Origin of the sequence: Enterococcus rotai, assembly GCF_001465345.1 — a bacterium.
GTDB classification, from domain to species: Bacteria; Bacillota; Bacilli; order Lactobacillales; family Enterococcaceae; genus Enterococcus_L; species Enterococcus_L rotai.
The window spans coordinates 2203834-2220037 of the sequence record NZ_CP013655.1 but is presented as its reverse complement, the minus strand read 5'-3'; the positions used below and the strand labels follow the sequence as shown (position 1 = coordinate 2220037).

13 protein-coding genes are annotated in these 16204 nt (G+C 32.2%); 4 read left to right on the top strand and 9 right to left on the bottom strand.

Going from position 1 to position 16204, the window contains the following annotated elements; all coding sequences use genetic code 11:
• Positions 1-44: 44 nt before the first annotated feature.
• Positions 45-734 (bottom strand): winged helix-turn-helix domain-containing protein, encoded by a 690-nt coding sequence (locus ATZ35_RS10305; RefSeq protein WP_208927167.1) that lies wholly within the window; start codon positions 732-734, stop codon positions 45-47.
• 285 nt (positions 735-1019) lie between these two features.
• Here ATZ35_RS10305 and ATZ35_RS10300 point away from each other — a divergent pair, with 285 nt between their 5' ends.
• Entirely contained in the window at positions 1020-2459 is a 1440-nt protein-coding gene (locus ATZ35_RS10300) for an AcpB/EbpR/MafR family transcriptional regulator (protein WP_208927166.1), read from the top strand.
• 141 nt (positions 2460-2600) lie between these two features.
• On the top strand, positions 2601-3161 hold the full coding sequence (locus ATZ35_RS10295; protein ID WP_208927165.1) for a hypothetical protein: 561 nt from the start codon (positions 2601-2603) through the stop codon (positions 3159-3161).
• 527 nt (positions 3162-3688) lie between these two features.
• Here the strand turns inward: ATZ35_RS10295 and ATZ35_RS10290 are convergent.
• The 3 genes from ATZ35_RS10290 to ATZ35_RS10280 are packed head-to-tail and all read right to left on the bottom strand — an operon-like array spanning position 3689 to position 5061.
• Positions 3689-4084, bottom strand: coding sequence for a hypothetical protein (locus tag ATZ35_RS10290; RefSeq protein ID WP_208927164.1), 396 nt, complete (start codon positions 4082-4084; stop codon positions 3689-3691).
• Between the two features lie 18 nt (positions 4085-4102).
• On the bottom strand, positions 4103-4876 hold the full coding sequence (locus ATZ35_RS10285) for a C39 family peptidase (protein WP_208927163.1): 774 nt from the start codon (positions 4874-4876) through the stop codon (positions 4103-4105).
• 35 nt (positions 4877-4911) lie between these two features.
• A complete protein-coding gene (locus ATZ35_RS10280) occupies positions 4912-5061 on the bottom strand; it encodes a hypothetical protein (protein WP_208927162.1) in 150 nt (49 codons plus the stop codon).
• Between the two features lie 1162 nt (positions 5062-6223).
• Here ATZ35_RS10280 and ATZ35_RS10275 point away from each other — a divergent pair.
• Together ATZ35_RS10275 and ATZ35_RS10270 are read left to right on the top strand one after the other, a co-directional pair.
• The gene (locus tag ATZ35_RS10275; protein WP_208927161.1) at positions 6224-6508 is read left to right on the top strand and encodes a hypothetical protein; all 285 of its coding nucleotides are present in this window, start codon (positions 6224-6226) and stop codon (positions 6506-6508) included.
• 36 nt (positions 6509-6544) lie between these two features.
• Positions 6545-7753, top strand: a complete 1209-nt coding sequence (locus ATZ35_RS10270; protein WP_208930466.1) for a restriction endonuclease subunit S — start codon at positions 6545-6547, stop codon at positions 7751-7753.
• A 46-nt stretch (positions 7754-7799) separates the two neighbouring features.
• On the opposite strand, the gene ATZ35_RS10265 is transcribed toward ATZ35_RS10270, so the two are convergent.
• From ATZ35_RS10265 to ATZ35_RS10245, 5 genes are all read right to left on the bottom strand, one after another.
• Positions 7800-8729: a site-specific integrase gene (locus ATZ35_RS10265; RefSeq protein WP_208927160.1), complete on the bottom strand. Its 930-nt coding sequence runs from the start codon at positions 8727-8729 to the stop codon at positions 7800-7802.
• An 82-nt stretch (positions 8730-8811) separates the two neighbouring features.
• Positions 8812-10050, bottom strand: a complete 1239-nt coding sequence (locus tag ATZ35_RS10260) for a restriction endonuclease subunit S (RefSeq protein ID WP_208927159.1) — start codon at positions 10048-10050, stop codon at positions 8812-8814.
• Positions 10040-11692 carry a type I restriction-modification system subunit M gene (locus tag ATZ35_RS10255; RefSeq protein ID WP_208927158.1) on the bottom strand — a complete coding sequence of 551 codons (1653 nt, stop codon included), beginning with the start codon at positions 11690-11692 and terminating at the stop codon, positions 10040-10042. Before ATZ35_RS10255 ends, ATZ35_RS10260 begins: the two co-directional genes overlap by 11 nt.
• Before the next feature lie 16 nt (positions 11693-11708).
• Positions 11709-14840 carry a type I restriction endonuclease subunit R gene (locus tag ATZ35_RS10250; RefSeq protein WP_208927157.1) on the bottom strand — a complete coding sequence of 1044 codons (3132 nt, stop codon included), beginning with the start codon at positions 14838-14840 and terminating at the stop codon, positions 11709-11711.
• Positions 14841-15751: 911 nt separating this feature from the next.
• Positions 15752-16204: a hypothetical protein gene (locus ATZ35_RS10245; protein ID WP_208927156.1), complete on the bottom strand. Its 453-nt coding sequence runs from the start codon at positions 16202-16204 to the stop codon at positions 15752-15754.

Genomic DNA, 16204 nt, shown 5'->3' with positions numbered 1-16204 from the left:
TCTACTTCAGTTTCTTTTTAAGTCTTATCTCTAAATAGAACAACTTACGATTTTTTCAACATATACCCTTTTGAACGAACTGTTTTTATATATTTTGGTTTTTTCAAATCATTTTCTACCTTACTTCGTAAATGAAAAATCAGATTACTGATTTTATACTTATTGCTTCTTTTATCGTCATTCCAGATTACGGACAACATTTCTTCATAGGTAACTGTGTTATTAAGATTTTCCATCAACAAGTTCAAAACATTATACTCACTACGAGTCAATGAAATTTCTTCTCCATCCTCTTTATGTACGCTCATATTTATTGAATTTAACTTTAAAGAAGGAACTCCATTTGTATTTATATTAGAAATATATGTTCTTTTTTTACAATTACGTTTTAGCGTACTTGTAAGTTGTAACTGAATCAACTCAGATGATCTATCACTGTAAGAAATTCCATCGACCCCCATTTTGTAATACAAAATTTCATTTTTTTCTTCATATTTAGTAGATAGCAGCCAAATTAGTCCAGAAAAATTCTTTCTTAGTTCAAATAATAAGTTTAATATATTGATTGAGCTGATCGTTTTGATTTCTTCTATGATAATAAGGTCTGCATCTATGTGAGAAAAATCTATGTTTGTTTCTGTAGTAAAACTTAAATCTAACAAGTCAAAAGAAGATAGTATATCTTTTAATCGACTCTCTTCTCCATCTGTAATAGCAATAGATTTATATGTCATTGTTATTCATCCTTACTTTTATTTTTTGTCTTTATTGAATATACAACAAATCAGCTTATTTTAAATTCTTTTTTTTTCGATTAAAAAGAAAAAAAAAAAAACTGTTTTCTTCTTTTTTCTTCCTATATATAATAGAACGATATAGAATGATTTCAAGAGAAAATAACTTCCTTTCGTTCATAACTGAGCATGTTATTCGCTTTATTTTCTTCTACAATTTAGAATTTTTAAAATATATTAAAAATAAAAATTAGATTATAATATAAATAAGGAGTGATTAATCGGATGAATGAGATAGAAAAAAGATTAATATTCGATAATATATTAAAACGAAAACTACATATTTTATCTTTATTAGTAGATTCCAACGAATCGATATCTGTTTTTGATTTACAAAAAATTTACGATGTATCTATTAAAACGTTACAACAAGATTTTTTATCAATAGAAAATGCTCTTTCTTCAAATGTGGAACTAACCAAGTCTAGTAATTGGTCTATCAAGAGAATCGATTCACCAAAACCTATCCAAACGTATATGTATGATTTAATACAACACAATCCTATATTTATACTGGTGGATTCACTCTATGAAGGAAAAAAAGAAAAGGTTGCAACTTTTGCTGAAAAGCATTTTATCTCTCAGTCGGCCTTAAGAAAACATATCGATTTATTGAAAGATGTATTAGCCGATTATCATTTAACGTTAAATACCAATCCATTTGAACTTATCGGAAATGAAATAGATATTCGCCACTTCTTTTTCCATTATTTTAATAATAACCACAGAAATTGGATGAATACATTTACAGATGCAGATTTTGAAATTATTGATAACTTTTTTGACTATATCAGGGACAACTATAAACAGGTCTTAACCATTGATTACTATAGATTTGCTCAGCTAATCAAAATTTCCCGAAACAGAATTGCTCAAAATAAAAAGGTCTCTTTTGACAGTTCACTCATTTCAACCTATAGCACTCATGCTGGCTTTAAGAGTGTTACTAATGCTATTAATTGGCATTTAGTAAAAGATCCTATCTATACTGATCTGTCTGATTCTGAAATTTTATACATTTACATCACTGCTATAAATTCTGTTATTTATGGAAAAGATTCTTTTTACATTCTCGATGATTTGTTACCCAAGTTAAAAACCTTTAATACAATAGTTGATAATTTTTTCAAAGATTTACATTATAATTTTTCGGCAAATGTTGAACTCAATCTGATTTTAAAATCCTATTTATCTAATTTAGATATGCTAAGTAAATTTTCTCCTCTTTTTCAAACGGAACAACAAGATTTAAAAAATATCGCTATACATGAATACCCCAAAACATATGAAAATTGGTTATATTATCTAGAAAAATACTCTTATTTCTATTACAAAGAGGATATAGCCACTTCGTTAACTTTGTTAACAGAAACTAATTTGAAAAGAGATCATATTATTTTATTTGCCATATCTAGTACTCCAATAATTTCAGAATACCTAAAAAATATTGCGGCATCTGTAGCACCAAAAGAGGTTCAAATCCATTTTGTGATTAACCAACCGGTCACTGAAAATTTAATTCGATTTCTACATATTGATATTGTTGTTGCTAATTTTGCAATTCCTGAAGACCTTTCTAATATCAAATCGATTCAAATATCCTCAATCCCTGGTGAAATGGAATGGCTGAATTTATCAAAAGAACTTCGTCGCTATTTAAACTAATTCATTATTTTTTGCAAACTGAAAATCGTATTAAGATCTATTTATTATTTTTGAGTCGCTTTTTTCTATTTTTTTTTGATAAAATAGAAAAGAAGCGATTGTACTTTAATTACCAATTGAAAAGAAAGCTGAGTGAGCAGTATGAAAAATTTGAGGAAAGTTATTCAAATGTTAACTGGACGTTTCGATAATAGTGAGCAGTTTCATTCTCTATCGAAAGAAGAACAAGAGCATTTCCCCTTTGCCATACACAATAATACTATTCTAAATGACTTGATTGTGAATGGTCCAAAAGAATTCGATGGAGTATTTTTGCATGAAGAAAGTTACTATACGTTGAATAATAAGGAGAAATTCAAATCAGATATTTTTCTTTTTTCAACGGATGAATCTGGCGAGGTTGTGTTAAAATCGATCACTGTGCCAAAAGAATTAATGAACACTAAATTTAATGAACTAAATGAAATTGATTTTACGGTTCTTTCAGTATCTGATAAATTTGTTCCATTGCACTATAAGGAACATGAGGGGACGTTTATTGGCGAATCACACAGTATGTTTACGAAGAAAACAGCGTTTATTTTAAAGCAAGAACTATCTGATGAAGCATTGGTCATAAAAGAGGAAATGTTTAATGGGGATAAACGAGTGTTTGGGTTTGATAGACCGATCATCTATAAACGGATTCTAAGCAAGAATTAGAAAATACTCTTTTAAGTGGATATGGAAAAAAAGTGTGTTGTATGCTATAATGCAAGTGATAAGAGAGATATGCGCTAACATACCTCTCCTATGTAGAGCCGTTTAAGACGGTAGCAAGTATTTTATATCATTATGAAATGATCGTTTAACTGGCTAAAGTTAATGAACGGTCATTTCTTTTTGTCGTTTTTAAGCAATTCTACAACTGAACGAATGAAGATAGCATCCCCAACATGGTACTACACGTACTGTTATATACTAAAAAGAAACTAGAAAAGTCGATCTAGCTTCTTACTATTTTATCAATCAATTCCACTATGTTTTATTTATTGGCACTCAGAGTTGGTCAAAAATCAGAAAACCATCGTTTCATTTCCTACAGTACTTAACCAAAGAGCGTTGTTCTTTAGCAAAGATAAATATTCTGGTCCAAACCACTCTCCAATATTTTTAGAATAGTTTAAGATGCGTCACCTAAAATATCGATATCTTTTCGTATACAAATTTCACATTTTTTCTGTTTAACTTTAGTCTTCTTTGGTAATTTGACTATCTTCTACAATCGTTAACGTATAAATGCCATTCGTTATAGCTATATTAGAATATGAAATTCTTACCTTCTCATTCATTTTAACCCTTTTTAAAATATCCTCTCGAGTATCTTTAAAAGGAATAAAAATGTAAATTTCACTTCCTTTCGGAATATCTAGATCATCAGATGTTTGTGTAGAACTTATTTCTGTTGCTGTATTCACAATAAGTGATTCTTCCCTAATAGCTGTTATAGTGCCGATCAAATGACGTATGTGTGCAAAACTTTCTCCACTTTTCATGCTTGCATCATTCTCCTCCGTGTTCTTTGAACACCCCATAAAAATAATCAACAAGATTAAAACCGTTGTAACGCTACTCAATTTTTTCATGATTGATCCTTTTCAGACTTAAATAGTATTGATTCCTGACCATATAATACCATATGTATCAAGGAAATTTCCTGGAATATAATTAATATACTTTGCTGCTGCATACCACCCATCTGCTACAACTAAATAATTTGCTTGTTTTGAGGCAAAATATCCTTCAACAGCAACTGCGTGACCAGAACGAGCTTTCTCTTTTGCATTCCAAATTCCATAAGCTAGTATGGCGGGCTTTTTATTGTCAATTGCAGACTTGAATTGATTGAAGCTCGGATTAGATATATTTTGATGCGTTATATTTTTTTTCTTTTCTTTTGCAAATTGGGTAAATCCATTTCCAATTTTAGTGTTATTGGTAGTACCATATTTTATTCCATTTTCGACCTTATACTGGGTTGTTCCAGCATACTTCCAAAGTTTAGGATAGGATATCTTAGTGTTTTGTTCTAAGTTCGTTCCTTTAGCTAAGATATCCAATGCAGATACTGCACAGCCCCAAATTCCAGTTTGACTTTCCACTTGGCTCTCTATACTTGGTATAAACTGTCTCCACATATTAAACTCCAAATTAGTTAAGCCGTTCGCAATTTTTCTTAGGAGAACTTTATCATGATTGTCATATTTACTACTAGTTGAAGATAGTTCGTCTAACTCATCATCTGTTACAAATTCATCATTAGTAACCACAATATCTTTAGATTTTTCTTCCATTTCAGCGACTTCTTGATCAGTCGTCATTACTTCATTTTCAGAAGTAATTGTCACATCATTATTCACTTCAACTGAATATTTCAATGGCTCAATTTCAACAACTTTTACATCTTTATTCTCTACTTTGAAACAGTTTCTTCTTTAACTTCAAAATAAGTATTTTCTGACTCTACATTTGAAATTGCTGAAACAGAATGTCCTCCTACCAATAAAGCTGACACGATCACTATACCAAAACAAATCCTATTAAAAACTTTTTTAATTCTCATAAAAACCTCCATTTTTCTAATTTTTAACTAATGTTATCACATTAACTTTTCTAAGTAAATAGTTCAGTACATTAAACATTAATAAAGCAACTATATGTCGATACATTTTATTTTAAGATGGTTGCTATGATTTTTGATTTCAAAAAATTTTTTTGTTATTTTTCCTTATATATAAGGGAACGATTTTGAGTGTTATTTAATGGTATTTGTAAGAAAAATTATGTTGCGTGTTCGTATTCTTTTCGGATATACTTAAGAGGTAGAATAGAAAAAACAGCTCATGCTAACATGAACTGTTCAAATCAGAATATAAAAATAAATTGGCACTTCAAAGCCTGGCAGCAACCAAGCATTTGAAGCCTTGTAAAGACAGTACCACCTGCCCAAACAAGTTGCCAATAGTGCTAGCAACATGTACTAGCTTCTTTCATTGTACCTAAAGTTTGCCTATTTTTCTATAGGTTTCTTGGATTCTCTATAGGTTACTTTGAAAATGTAGTAGATGATTCTTTGGGACTATTGTGAACGATATTGGGTGATGTTACCTGATATCGTTTTTTTCTATTCTACAAATCTAGTCAAAGGAGGTTTCATTCAAAGTAAAGCAAATGATCAATGATAGATATAAGACAAGGAGACAACGTTCACTTCGTTCACCTTGTACTTTGCATCATTCACTCTGCCTTTTGGTCAGTCGGGATGGTGCAAAATAAAAAGGCACTTCACCATCTGACAGCAATCAGATGATGAAGCCTTGCATAGACAGTACCACCTATCTATACAAGTTGCCAATTGCTAGCACAAAAGCACTAGCTCTTTTATTGTACCTAATTTTACTGGGATTTTCTAGTCTGTTTGGAAACTTTTGGTTGGGATTTTGTATTTTATGGGGGGGTTGGGCTTTATCTAGAGGATTGATGACGGTATTGATAGTTCACGAAAACTACAATAGCGTTTTTTGTTTTGCTTTGAGAAGAAAGTGATAGGAATACGGACAGACTTAGAAAAATCATCCATAAGTCGTTTTTATCACTGGTTTGTTTCATCGTTGCCTTAGTCAATGCGTAGATAAATGAGTTAAGTATTGGGGCGTTGGATGATGTTGTTCAGCGCTTCGTGTTACTGGTTTTAAGAGTACTTTTAAAAAGGGAGGAAATGGGTTATGAAAAAAGAAGGTCAGAGTTTAAAGGTGATTCCTTATCAGGATATTACGGATTTGCAGCATACGTTGGATCGGTTGCAGTCTTGGGAGGAGCCGCTTGCTGTGTTGGATCATTTTTTTCAGTTTCGGAAAGGGCCGATTAATAAGAAAAAGGTTGTGAAGGAGTATTATGCTTGTGGGCATTTGTTTCATGCTTTTTTTGAGGAGTTTATTAGGTTGATGGAGATTGAGGAGGAAAAGGTGAGAAAGTTGGATGGGGAGAGGAAGATTAAGGTTAATTCCTAAATGGAATTGAGAGCTTATTTTTGATATTAAGAGGTACTGATAAAATTTAATTTTCTAGACAGTTACTTATTCAAGATTATTTACGCTTGGGAACAGCGTAAGTTGAGGGATATTGCTAATTATCGAAATGGAAAAGCTCACGAACAAGTTGAAGATGAAGATGGGAAATATACAATTATCAATTCAAAATTCATTTCAACTAATGGAAAAGTTCAACGATATACAAATGAACAAGTTGAACCAATCTTTGATGGAGAGATCGCCATGGTGTTAAGTGACTTGCCAAATGGTAAAGCACTGGCAAAACTCTTTCTTGTGAAAGAAGATGGTAAATATACTTTAAATCAACGAATTGCTGGTATTACTCCAAAAGAAAATATTGATCCAATATTTTTGAATTTCAGAATGAATCGAAATAATTATTTTCTAAAATTCGATAGTGGTGTTACTCAAACAAATCTATCAAAATCACAAGTTGAAAATTTTATTGCTTTATATCCAACTTTTGATGAGCAATACAAGATTGGTCTATTTTTTACTCAGTTAGATGACACTATCGCTCTTCATCAACGTAAGTTAGATGCCTTAATGCGGATGAAAAAAGGATTTTTACAGCAGTTGTTCCCTAGAAATGAGGAAATAGTGCCGAGAATAAGGTTTACTGATTTTGATGAAGAGTGGGAACTGCGTAAGTTGGATGAAATAACCGAGCGAGTCCGTGGAAACGATGGTCGAATGGACTTGCCAACCCTTACCATTTCCGCTGGTAGTGGTTGGTTAGATCAAAGAGACCGATTTTCAGGAAATATCGCAGGTAAAGAGCAAATGAACTATACGCTGCTCAAAAAAGGGCAACTTTCTTATAATCACGGCAACTCAAAGCTTGCTAAATATGGAGCTGTATTTGAATTGAGAGCATACGATGAAGCTCTAGTACCGCGTGTCTACCATAGTTTTGAAACTAATGTATTGGCAACTTCCGATTTTATTGAGTATATGTTTGCAACAAAACGGCCTGATAGAGAACTAGCTAAACTTGTTTCATCTGGAGCCCGCATGGACGGTTTGTTAAATATTAATTTTGATGAGTTTATGGGAATTAATGTCAATATACCCTCTGTTGAGGAACAACAAAAAATTGGACAACATTTCAAGTATTTAGACAACACTATTGCTCTACATCAACAAAAATTAGATCAACTCAAAATTTTAAAAAAAGCCTATTTACAAAATATGTTTATATGAAATAAACCCCATCAAGCTTTTCCACTAGCTTAAAGGGGTTTATTTATCACATCAACATTGATAGATGTCGTATAATTTTATCGTTATCCTGATTCTCTAATTCCTGAATAATATGAAGATATGTTTCCTGAGTCGTTGTCATACTAGAATGTCCCAACCGATTTGCAACACTGGCAATTGAAACACCTGCAAATAACAGTAACGAAGCATGGGTGTGTCGTAAACTATGAACTGTAATAATTGGGATGTTTGCACGAGTGCACAATACTCCCAAACGATTATTAATAGTGGAATTGAATACTCTGCTTTTAACAAAAATTGGTTTATCTGGTTCTTTCACTTTAATTAATTGTGAAAATTGCATAGCTAATTGCCAGTCAATTTGAATCTTTCTATTGGAAGATTCATTTTTTGTTGGTTGGAAAGAACCTGTTTTTTTTTTGTAATTCCAAGTTTTATTAATTTCTATTTTTTGTTTGGAAAAATCAAAATCTAAAGGTGTTAAAGCCAATGCTTCCGAAAAGCGGAGGCCTGTTTTAACAACTAACAAGATAAACCAATCCCAATTAATTTCTTCTGTCAAATTCAATTCTTTTAATAAGGCTTGGACTTCAAATTGATTTAGAAATTTCGCTTTTTTAGGTCGGGGCGCTTTTCCTTTTATCACGATTTTCCTTGTAGGATTTTGGGTAAGAACACCTTCATCTACTGCATCTAAAATAGCACCTTTCAAATGATGATGAAAATCCATAGTAGTCTGCTTTTCATGGGTAAGCGCATAATCATTTAGCAATTGTTGATAGCTGTATCGATCTAGTTCTTTTAGTCTTAGATTTGGTGCAAGTTCTTGTAATTTTTGTTCGGCTACATAGTATTTTTGCAAGGTAATAGAACGAATAGCACCGACCTTGTAAAGATTCACCCATTCTTTAAAGTACTCATGAAACATTTGCTCTTTTCTTCTTTTTGTTCTCATAAAAAACCTCCTAGATAATTGATAGATGAGTTTATCATCTTTGTTTATTATCTAGGGAGTTGGTTTGAGTGTAAATATTTGATTAGATGAACATATTTTGGAGGTAGGCTTCTTTTAAGGTTTGGAGTTGCTCTAGTTTTTGTTGATGAAGAGCGATAGTGTTATCTAGTTGCTTGAAAAGTATACCGATTTTTTGTTGTTCTTCAAATTGTGGAAGATGAACATCGAACGACGAAAGAGCTTCTTTTGTTATTGTTTTAATAGTTCCACCAGGAGCCTTCAACTTTTCAATTTCAAATTTTTTCTGAATTGTATATGCCCAAAATCGTTCGTCTGTTTCTTTTTCGTAGTCATCAAAAATCAGTAATGTACGGTCTACAAAAGAGTCATACTGAGTAATTGCGACACGTCCGATACTCCCTTGTAAGGTAACTATAACCTTTCCTTTTGGAACAAATACGCCTTTAGGTTGAGCTAATTTGCTAATTTTCTGTTTTGTATTTTCAACTAAAGTTAATTTACTCGTAACATCTACAACTTGAACGAAGGGCATAGCGCCTTCTCCGTCATACCATTCTTTATTTCCGTATGGTTGTGGGAATGAACCACGACGATATTTGGCATGGTCGCCTAACTTACGCTGTTCCCATTCTTCATCAAAACCAGCGAACCTTACCCTCAGTATTTTTTTCCCATTTCCGGGGAAAAGTTGCTGCAAAAAGCCTTTCTTCATCCGCATTAAGGCATCTAACTTACGTTGATGAAGAGCGATAGTGTTATCTAGTTGCTTGAAAAGTATACCGATTTTTTGTTGTTCTTCAAATTGTGGAAGATGAACATCGAACGACGAAAGAGCTTCTTTTGTTATTGTTTTAATAGTTCCACCAGGAGCCTTCAACTTTTCAATTTCAAATTTTTTCTGAATTGTATATGCCCAAAATCGTTCGTCTGTTTCTTTTTCGTAGTCATCAAAAATCAGTAATGTACGGTCTACAAAAGAGTCATACTGAGTAATTGCGACACGTCCGATACTCCCTTGTAAGGTAACTATAACCTTTCCTTTTGGAACAAATACGCTTTTAGGTTGAGCTAATTTGCTAATTTTCTGTTTTGTATTTTCAACTAAAGTTAATTTACTCGTAACATCTACAACTTGAACGAAGGGCATAGCGCCTTCTCCGTCATACCATTCTTTATTTCCGTATGGTTGTGGGAATGAACCACGACGATATTTGGCATGGTCGCCTAACTTACGCTGTTCCCAAGCGTCAGAAAAGCCGTTAAATCGGACTACAGGAACATTTTTTTTCTTATCGTTCATTTGAAAATACCGCCTTTGTTGCTTCAATCATTTCCTCTGTTTCAGGAGTTACAGCCAACTCATCCAACAATGATAAAAAATTGCACTCAGCCTTTTCAATTTCAGAGTTTAATTTCACCATTTCATTACTTAGTGCAACTAAATCAATAGGTTCTTCTTCTTCAAAAGTATCAACATATCGAGGAATATTCAAATTATAGCTATTCTCTTTTATTTCTTCTATGGTTGCCAAATGTGCATATTTTTCAATATCTTTACGTTCCTGAAAAGTTCTAATAATTTTTTCAACATGTTCGTCAGTCAAATTATTTTGATTTTTATTTTTTTCAAACTCATTGCTTGCATCAATAAATAGAATTTCACGTTTTTTTCGATTTTTTTTAAACACCAAAATCGTAGTTGGAATACTCGTCCCGTAAAAAAGGTTTGCTGGTAAACCAATCACTGCATCAAGGTAGTTTTTTTCAATTAATGTTTGACGAATTTTTTCTTCCGCTGCCCCTCTAAATAGCACTCCATGGGGTAAAACAATTGCCATGGTTCCCGTACTATTCAGATGATAAATGCTATGCAAAATAAAAGCAAAATCTGCTTTTGAACTTGGTGCTAGCTTCCCATATTCACTGAAACGAGGATCCTTTAATTTTGATTCAGTATTATCCCATTTAGCAGAATATGGAGGATTAGCAACTACTGCATCAAAACTTCTAGGACGATCAATCCCTTGACTATCCATACCATCTGGCCAATCACTTTCTAGCGTATCAGCATTACTCAGTGTCATATTACTATATGATACATTATGCATCATCAAATTCATTCGAGCTAAATTATAGGTAGTCGTATTTAATTCTTGACCAAAGAATTTTACAGCCCCAGATCTGTCTCCCCCTGGTACTTCTCCCCTAACAGTTAAAAGTAGTGATCCAGACCCCATAGTCGGATCATATACAGTAAATGTATTTTCAGATTCAGTTAATTCATTCGTGACTAATTTAGCTAAAATTTTACTTATTTGATGCGGAGTATAGAACTCTCCACCTTTTTTTCCTGCACTTGCAGCAAACTGACCAATCAAATATTCATAGATTTCTCCTAAAATATCTTTTCCTTCATCAGATCTATATTCAATGTCATCAACTAATTTCACAATATTATTTAATGATTTTGCTCTAGCTGTTGTAGAATTACCAAGACGAGAATCTCCTAAATTTATATCATTAAATACACCACTAAAATCTTGCGCTGCATCTTTATTTAGTTCAACATTTTTATTAAAATTATCAAAAATAGTTTGATAATCACTTGGAATAATCATAGAATTATCAATTTTTTCATTTAAGGACACCCACGTATCATTGGGTGCAATTGCATAACCTAAACTCGAAGAAATATCATCTAAATAGTCAGTTGCATCTACACCAACTGCTTGCCGCATATACGCTGCATTTACAGTTTCGTTTTTATCAACATCAATGACATTATTTGTCACTAAATACTCTTCTTGATGCTCTGACAAATAACGATAGAACATAAAGGCTAAGATATAATTTTTAAATTCACCGGCATCCATATTACCTCGTAGTTCATTTGCCATGGCCCAAAGCTTACTTGTAATGGTTTGTAATCTATTATCTGACATATTTTTCCCTCCGCATCTAGTCTCTAGTTAACTCATCTGCTAGTTTATATATTTCTGCACGTAATCCGTTACGATATTTAATCCTTGATAAAGACTGTACGGCTTCATCATGTGCTAATGTTTGGTAATCTATACTAGCTTTAGAAACAATCTCACGAATCTGTCCTGTATCATCTAGATCTTGTTGTCCATAACGATGTCTAGCAAACAACTTACGCATTTCAGCACTTGTTACAATGTCAATAATGCCCCACTTGATTCTAAAGTCCTGAAAGCGGCGATCTAAACTTACATTGCTAGCAAGTTGAATAATCGAGTCACTTTCTTTTAATTTTGCTGGATACTTCTCCACAATGAAATGTCCTTTATAAATAGCTGTCGCAGCATTTTTAATCATGTCAGCATACTTTCTATCATCCAAACCATCAGCAAATTGATCCAGCTTTTCTTTTGTTTCTTTAGCTTCTTGATATTGTTTATCATGAACTTGATTTAACAATCGTTCCACAAGTTCTGTCAAATAGTCATAGTCGACTTTGATATCTTTAACATGTGTCATTTTCAATTCGATTTGATAGAAAGGAACATCTTTCTTTTTTGCGATATGTTGCTTCAACTCATTTGATAGTACTGTTGTGAGCATCACTTCTTGAGCAGTTGTCATTCCGAGTTTTTCTACTAACTCATCTGGCTCATCATAGTTAAACCCTACTTTATCCCCATCAACTTCAGTTGGATCATATTGTTTTAACTTAGACATCCCCGCATTGTACTCTTTTAGAAGGTCAAACATTTTTTCTTTTTTCTTTTCACTTGATGGTAGTTGTTGGAACTCACTTGTCAAAGTATCAAGCTCATCAACTATTTTTTTTACTTCATTAAATGCTTCTAAAAACGGTTTGGCAACAATACCATCTTTTTTATTACTCTCACGTTGCTCTTCTTCTGATAAAATGGCAGAATCTTTATTAGCATAAATAGCCAATGCCTGATTCATTAGCTTTTCATTTTGTGCAGGCCAGCGATAATTCACAATACGTCCCCAAGGCTTTTCTTGGAGATCCGCAATGCGGTTAGTTCTTGAATAAGCTTGAATTAGGCCTGCACCTTTTAGTGTCCTATCGACATATAAAGTATTTAACTCCGGGGCATCAAATCCTGTTAATAGTTGATCCACAACAATAACTATATCCAAATACTTTTTATCGGTTATTGTTCGATTTAAACGGCTTGTAACTTCTTGCGTGTATCCAGAAACATCATCCATTCCAAAACTAGTTCCAAACTCATCATTGTAAGCCTGAATAGCCTCAAATAAACCTTGATTTGTTAATAATTGAGAATCATTATTTGACGTGTTAAGACTAAAGGTAACCGCCACTTTTAATGTTTGCTTTCCATTCCGTTTATTTTCGGCATTCACTCGTTGAAACTCATTAAAATACATCATCGCCATTGGCGTACTGGCTTTGCCACCACCAACATGAGTAGTAAATAATGCATTATATCTTCCTTCATTCGATCGATTACGCCAATTCTTAAAAATATCCTCAACTACCATTTTAATATGTTCGGCATTTTCATCATAGAAACTTGGTTCAACTGCATCATCCATGTCTTCTGGAGATAGGTTTTCAATTTTTTCTTGGATTTTTTCATCTGTCCAAGTTGGGTATCGCTCTTTATAAAACTTTGGTAAATAATCTGATTTTACCTGTTCTTCATCAATAGTTGTTTCGAAATCAACTTTGAATCCTAAGACATTTCTATCAGAAATTGCTTCACGAATCGTATAAGCATGTAATAATTCTCCAAAAATATCTTCTGTACGTAAACCTTTCGTTGTATCATCAAACATTGGGGTTCCAGTATAACCAATCCAGCAAGCCTTTTTAAATGCTTTTTGAATCATTGCAAAATTATTGCTACCAGTTGAACGATGTGCTTCATCTACAATAAAAACGATATTTTTATCAGGTGATTCAAAATTTTGACGATTTATTAATGTACCTAATTTTTGAACTGAGGTTACAATAATCTGATTATCTTTACTCTTTAACTTTTGGTTTAAGTCATTCGTACTATTTGTTCCTTGAACATTTCCTATTTTTGAATCATCTATATCTCCATCAGGATCGTATGCCTGATAATTTTCATTTGTTTGTTTTGTTAATGCAATCCTATCAACAACAAAGACAACTTTATCCACCTTGGGCATTCGACTTGCCAACCAAGCTGTCTTAAAACTTGTAATTGTCTTCCCTGAACCTGTTGTATGCCAAATATAGCCAATTTTATTCACACCTAGTTCAAAGTCCACTTTTTTTAGACTTTCCATTACATTTTGCGTGGCGTATACTTGATATGGTCTCATGACTTTAAGCATTTGCTTATTCTTAGTCCCATCCAAAATCATGAAATTTGTTGCCATTTGATGAGCCATCGGAATACTTAGCATAGAATTTGCAAATTCTTTCCAATTTCGAACAATCATGTTATCTTCTTTGCGCTGCCAATTAAATGCAAAGTCTTTGTTGAATTTATTGCTTGGTGTATTTGCCATGTATTTTACATTGTTTGGTGTAATAGCTACTAAAATTTGTAACGTTGAAAATATATCACGAAACTGTTTTTCATCTGCATATTGATGCATCTGATTCAATGCTTCATTAACATCACGAGTATCAGTTTTTTCTTCAATTTGGATAATTGGAAGACCATTCACCATAAGAGTTGTATCAAACCTTCTATCTTTTTTCCCGACAATAACAGCCGGACGTTTAATCTGATTTACTACTTGATAAATTGTATTACCTGCTCCAATTTGTTTTTGATCAAAAACTGTTAAAAATACATGCCTTCCATCATCTAAATCAATTTCTATTTGTGAAACTCCATTCAGTCCATATAGAAATTGCCCTGCTTCATAAGGTGATTTGATGTCACAAATAACTTTTTTCACTTGAGAAAATTCCGCTTCACTTAGCGGTTTTTCCAGCAAATTTTGATTATGTTGTTCCAAAATATTTTTGAAGTTGAACCATAGTGCCTCTGTTGTTTTGATATTTTCTTCATATTGCCACTGTTTCGTTCCAGCAATATTTTTAATATGTTTTATTAATTCTGTTTCAAATTGATTTTCATTCACTTATTATTATCCTCTCTAACAAATTCTAAGACCTTACAAATATCAAATATTATAAAATAAAAAAATATTTTAAAAATTTGATTTCTACTATAATTTACTAACGCTTCGTTAAATCGTGAGTCTATATGGCACAATTATATCATGAGTAAGTAATTTCTAACAGAGTCCATTTCTATTTAGTCTATAAATCAGATGGTAGTTTATTCATATAAAATATTTCTAATTGAGTACTTATTATAATCAAACATATTCATTTGTACTTAGAATCCCACCTCCATCTAACAGTGATTGAATGTATCTTTGATATTAATAATTCACAAAAAAACAACTGGGAACACCAGTTGTTTTTGGGATATATTATCTATAATGAGTACTAAGCGATAGACTAAACTTTAAAAATGACTTTTGTACAATTATTTTAATCAGTAAACCATAAACCAAAAAATAAACATCTTTCATATACAATAAAACAATTAAATTCAATTTTTTCCTTAATATTAATTACTACAACCAAGTACTCAGATTCATATTCATCAGACTATAATTTAAGTGTCACTCAATGAATCTTTTAAGATTAATCCCTATGCATTAACACTTTCAATCCCGATTACTTCTTTAAACTTACAATCAACAAATTGACAAGAACCCAAAGAAGCATTTGGAAAATCAATATGTCTGAGTTCTGTATCTGAGAAGTACGTTTTGTCATTTTAGACATTGATAATGGCTAAATTCTCTGCTTTTCATTAGAATTTTTTATCCATCACATTCTAATTTTCTACCTGCTTTTTTCTCGCTTCTTATCCATGAATCATGATTAATTAATTCAATTATCGTCAACATAATTACTCCGATTAGATATCTTAAAATCTACATTACTTAAAAGAAATTCATATTTTGTAAAAAACTAGCTAATTAAAAACAGGTTTCAACAACAGAGAAACCAAATTTCCGGCTTCATCAATTTCAGCCACAGTATCTGTAAAGAATTCTACAAGCGTCGTTTCTGAAAAATCTTTATCTAATCCAAATCTAACCCAACCACTCTCATTATCAAAATATGTTTTCCATGAGCTTGATTCTTTAATTCGGATACTTTCTCCAGGTTTTACATCACTATTTAACTCAATTGTCCCCTTAACTATTTCAGGTAAGTCGATTCTTTTTTCCATCCAATTAAAATCATGATGAAATCCCCAAACTTGTGTAGCAGTCTTCGTTTCTGAATCAAACCCAATATTTATATAGCCAACTAAAAAAGTAATATCTGAATTTAAACTAGGAGTTGAAATAAATTCATGTGTTTCTTTATTGTAAAATAAATTTCCTGTTTTAAAGTTTCCACTTGTATCCGTTATAAACAT

Excerpts from the sequence above, each read along its gene's own strand:
- ATZ35_RS10255 (WP_208927158.1), bottom strand. The coding sequence starts at position 11,692 with ATGTCAGATAATAGATTACAAACCATTACAAGTAAGCTTTGGGCCATG.
- ATZ35_RS10305 (WP_208927167.1), bottom strand. The coding sequence starts at position 734 with ATGACATATAAATCTATTGCTATTACAGATGGAGAAGAGAGTCGATTA.
- ATZ35_RS10275 (WP_208927161.1), top strand. The coding sequence starts at position 6,224 with ATGAAAAAAGAAGGTCAGAGTTTAAAGGTGATTCCTTATCAGGATATT.
- ATZ35_RS10280 (WP_208927162.1), bottom strand. The coding sequence starts at position 5,061 with ATGAGAATTAAAAAAGTTTTTAATAGGATTTGTTTTGGTATAGTGATC.
- ATZ35_RS10295 (WP_208927165.1), top strand. The coding sequence starts at position 2,601 with ATGAAAAATTTGAGGAAAGTTATTCAAATGTTAACTGGACGTTTCGAT.
- ATZ35_RS10265 (WP_208927160.1), bottom strand. The coding sequence starts at position 8,729 with ATGAGAACAAAAAGAAGAAAAGAGCAAATGTTTCATGAGTACTTTAAA.
- ATZ35_RS10300 (WP_208927166.1), top strand. The coding sequence starts at position 1,020 with ATGAATGAGATAGAAAAAAGATTAATATTCGATAATATATTAAAACGA.
- ATZ35_RS10260 (WP_208927159.1), bottom strand. The coding sequence starts at position 10,050 with ATGAACGATAAGAAAAAAAATGTTCCTGTAGTCCGATTTAACGGCTTT.
- ATZ35_RS10290 (WP_208927164.1), bottom strand. The coding sequence starts at position 4,084 with ATGAAAAAATTGAGTAGCGTTACAACGGTTTTAATCTTGTTGATTATT.
- ATZ35_RS10245 (WP_208927156.1), bottom strand. The coding sequence starts at position 16,204 with ATGTTTATAACGGATACAAGTGGAAACTTTAAAACAGGAAATTTATTT.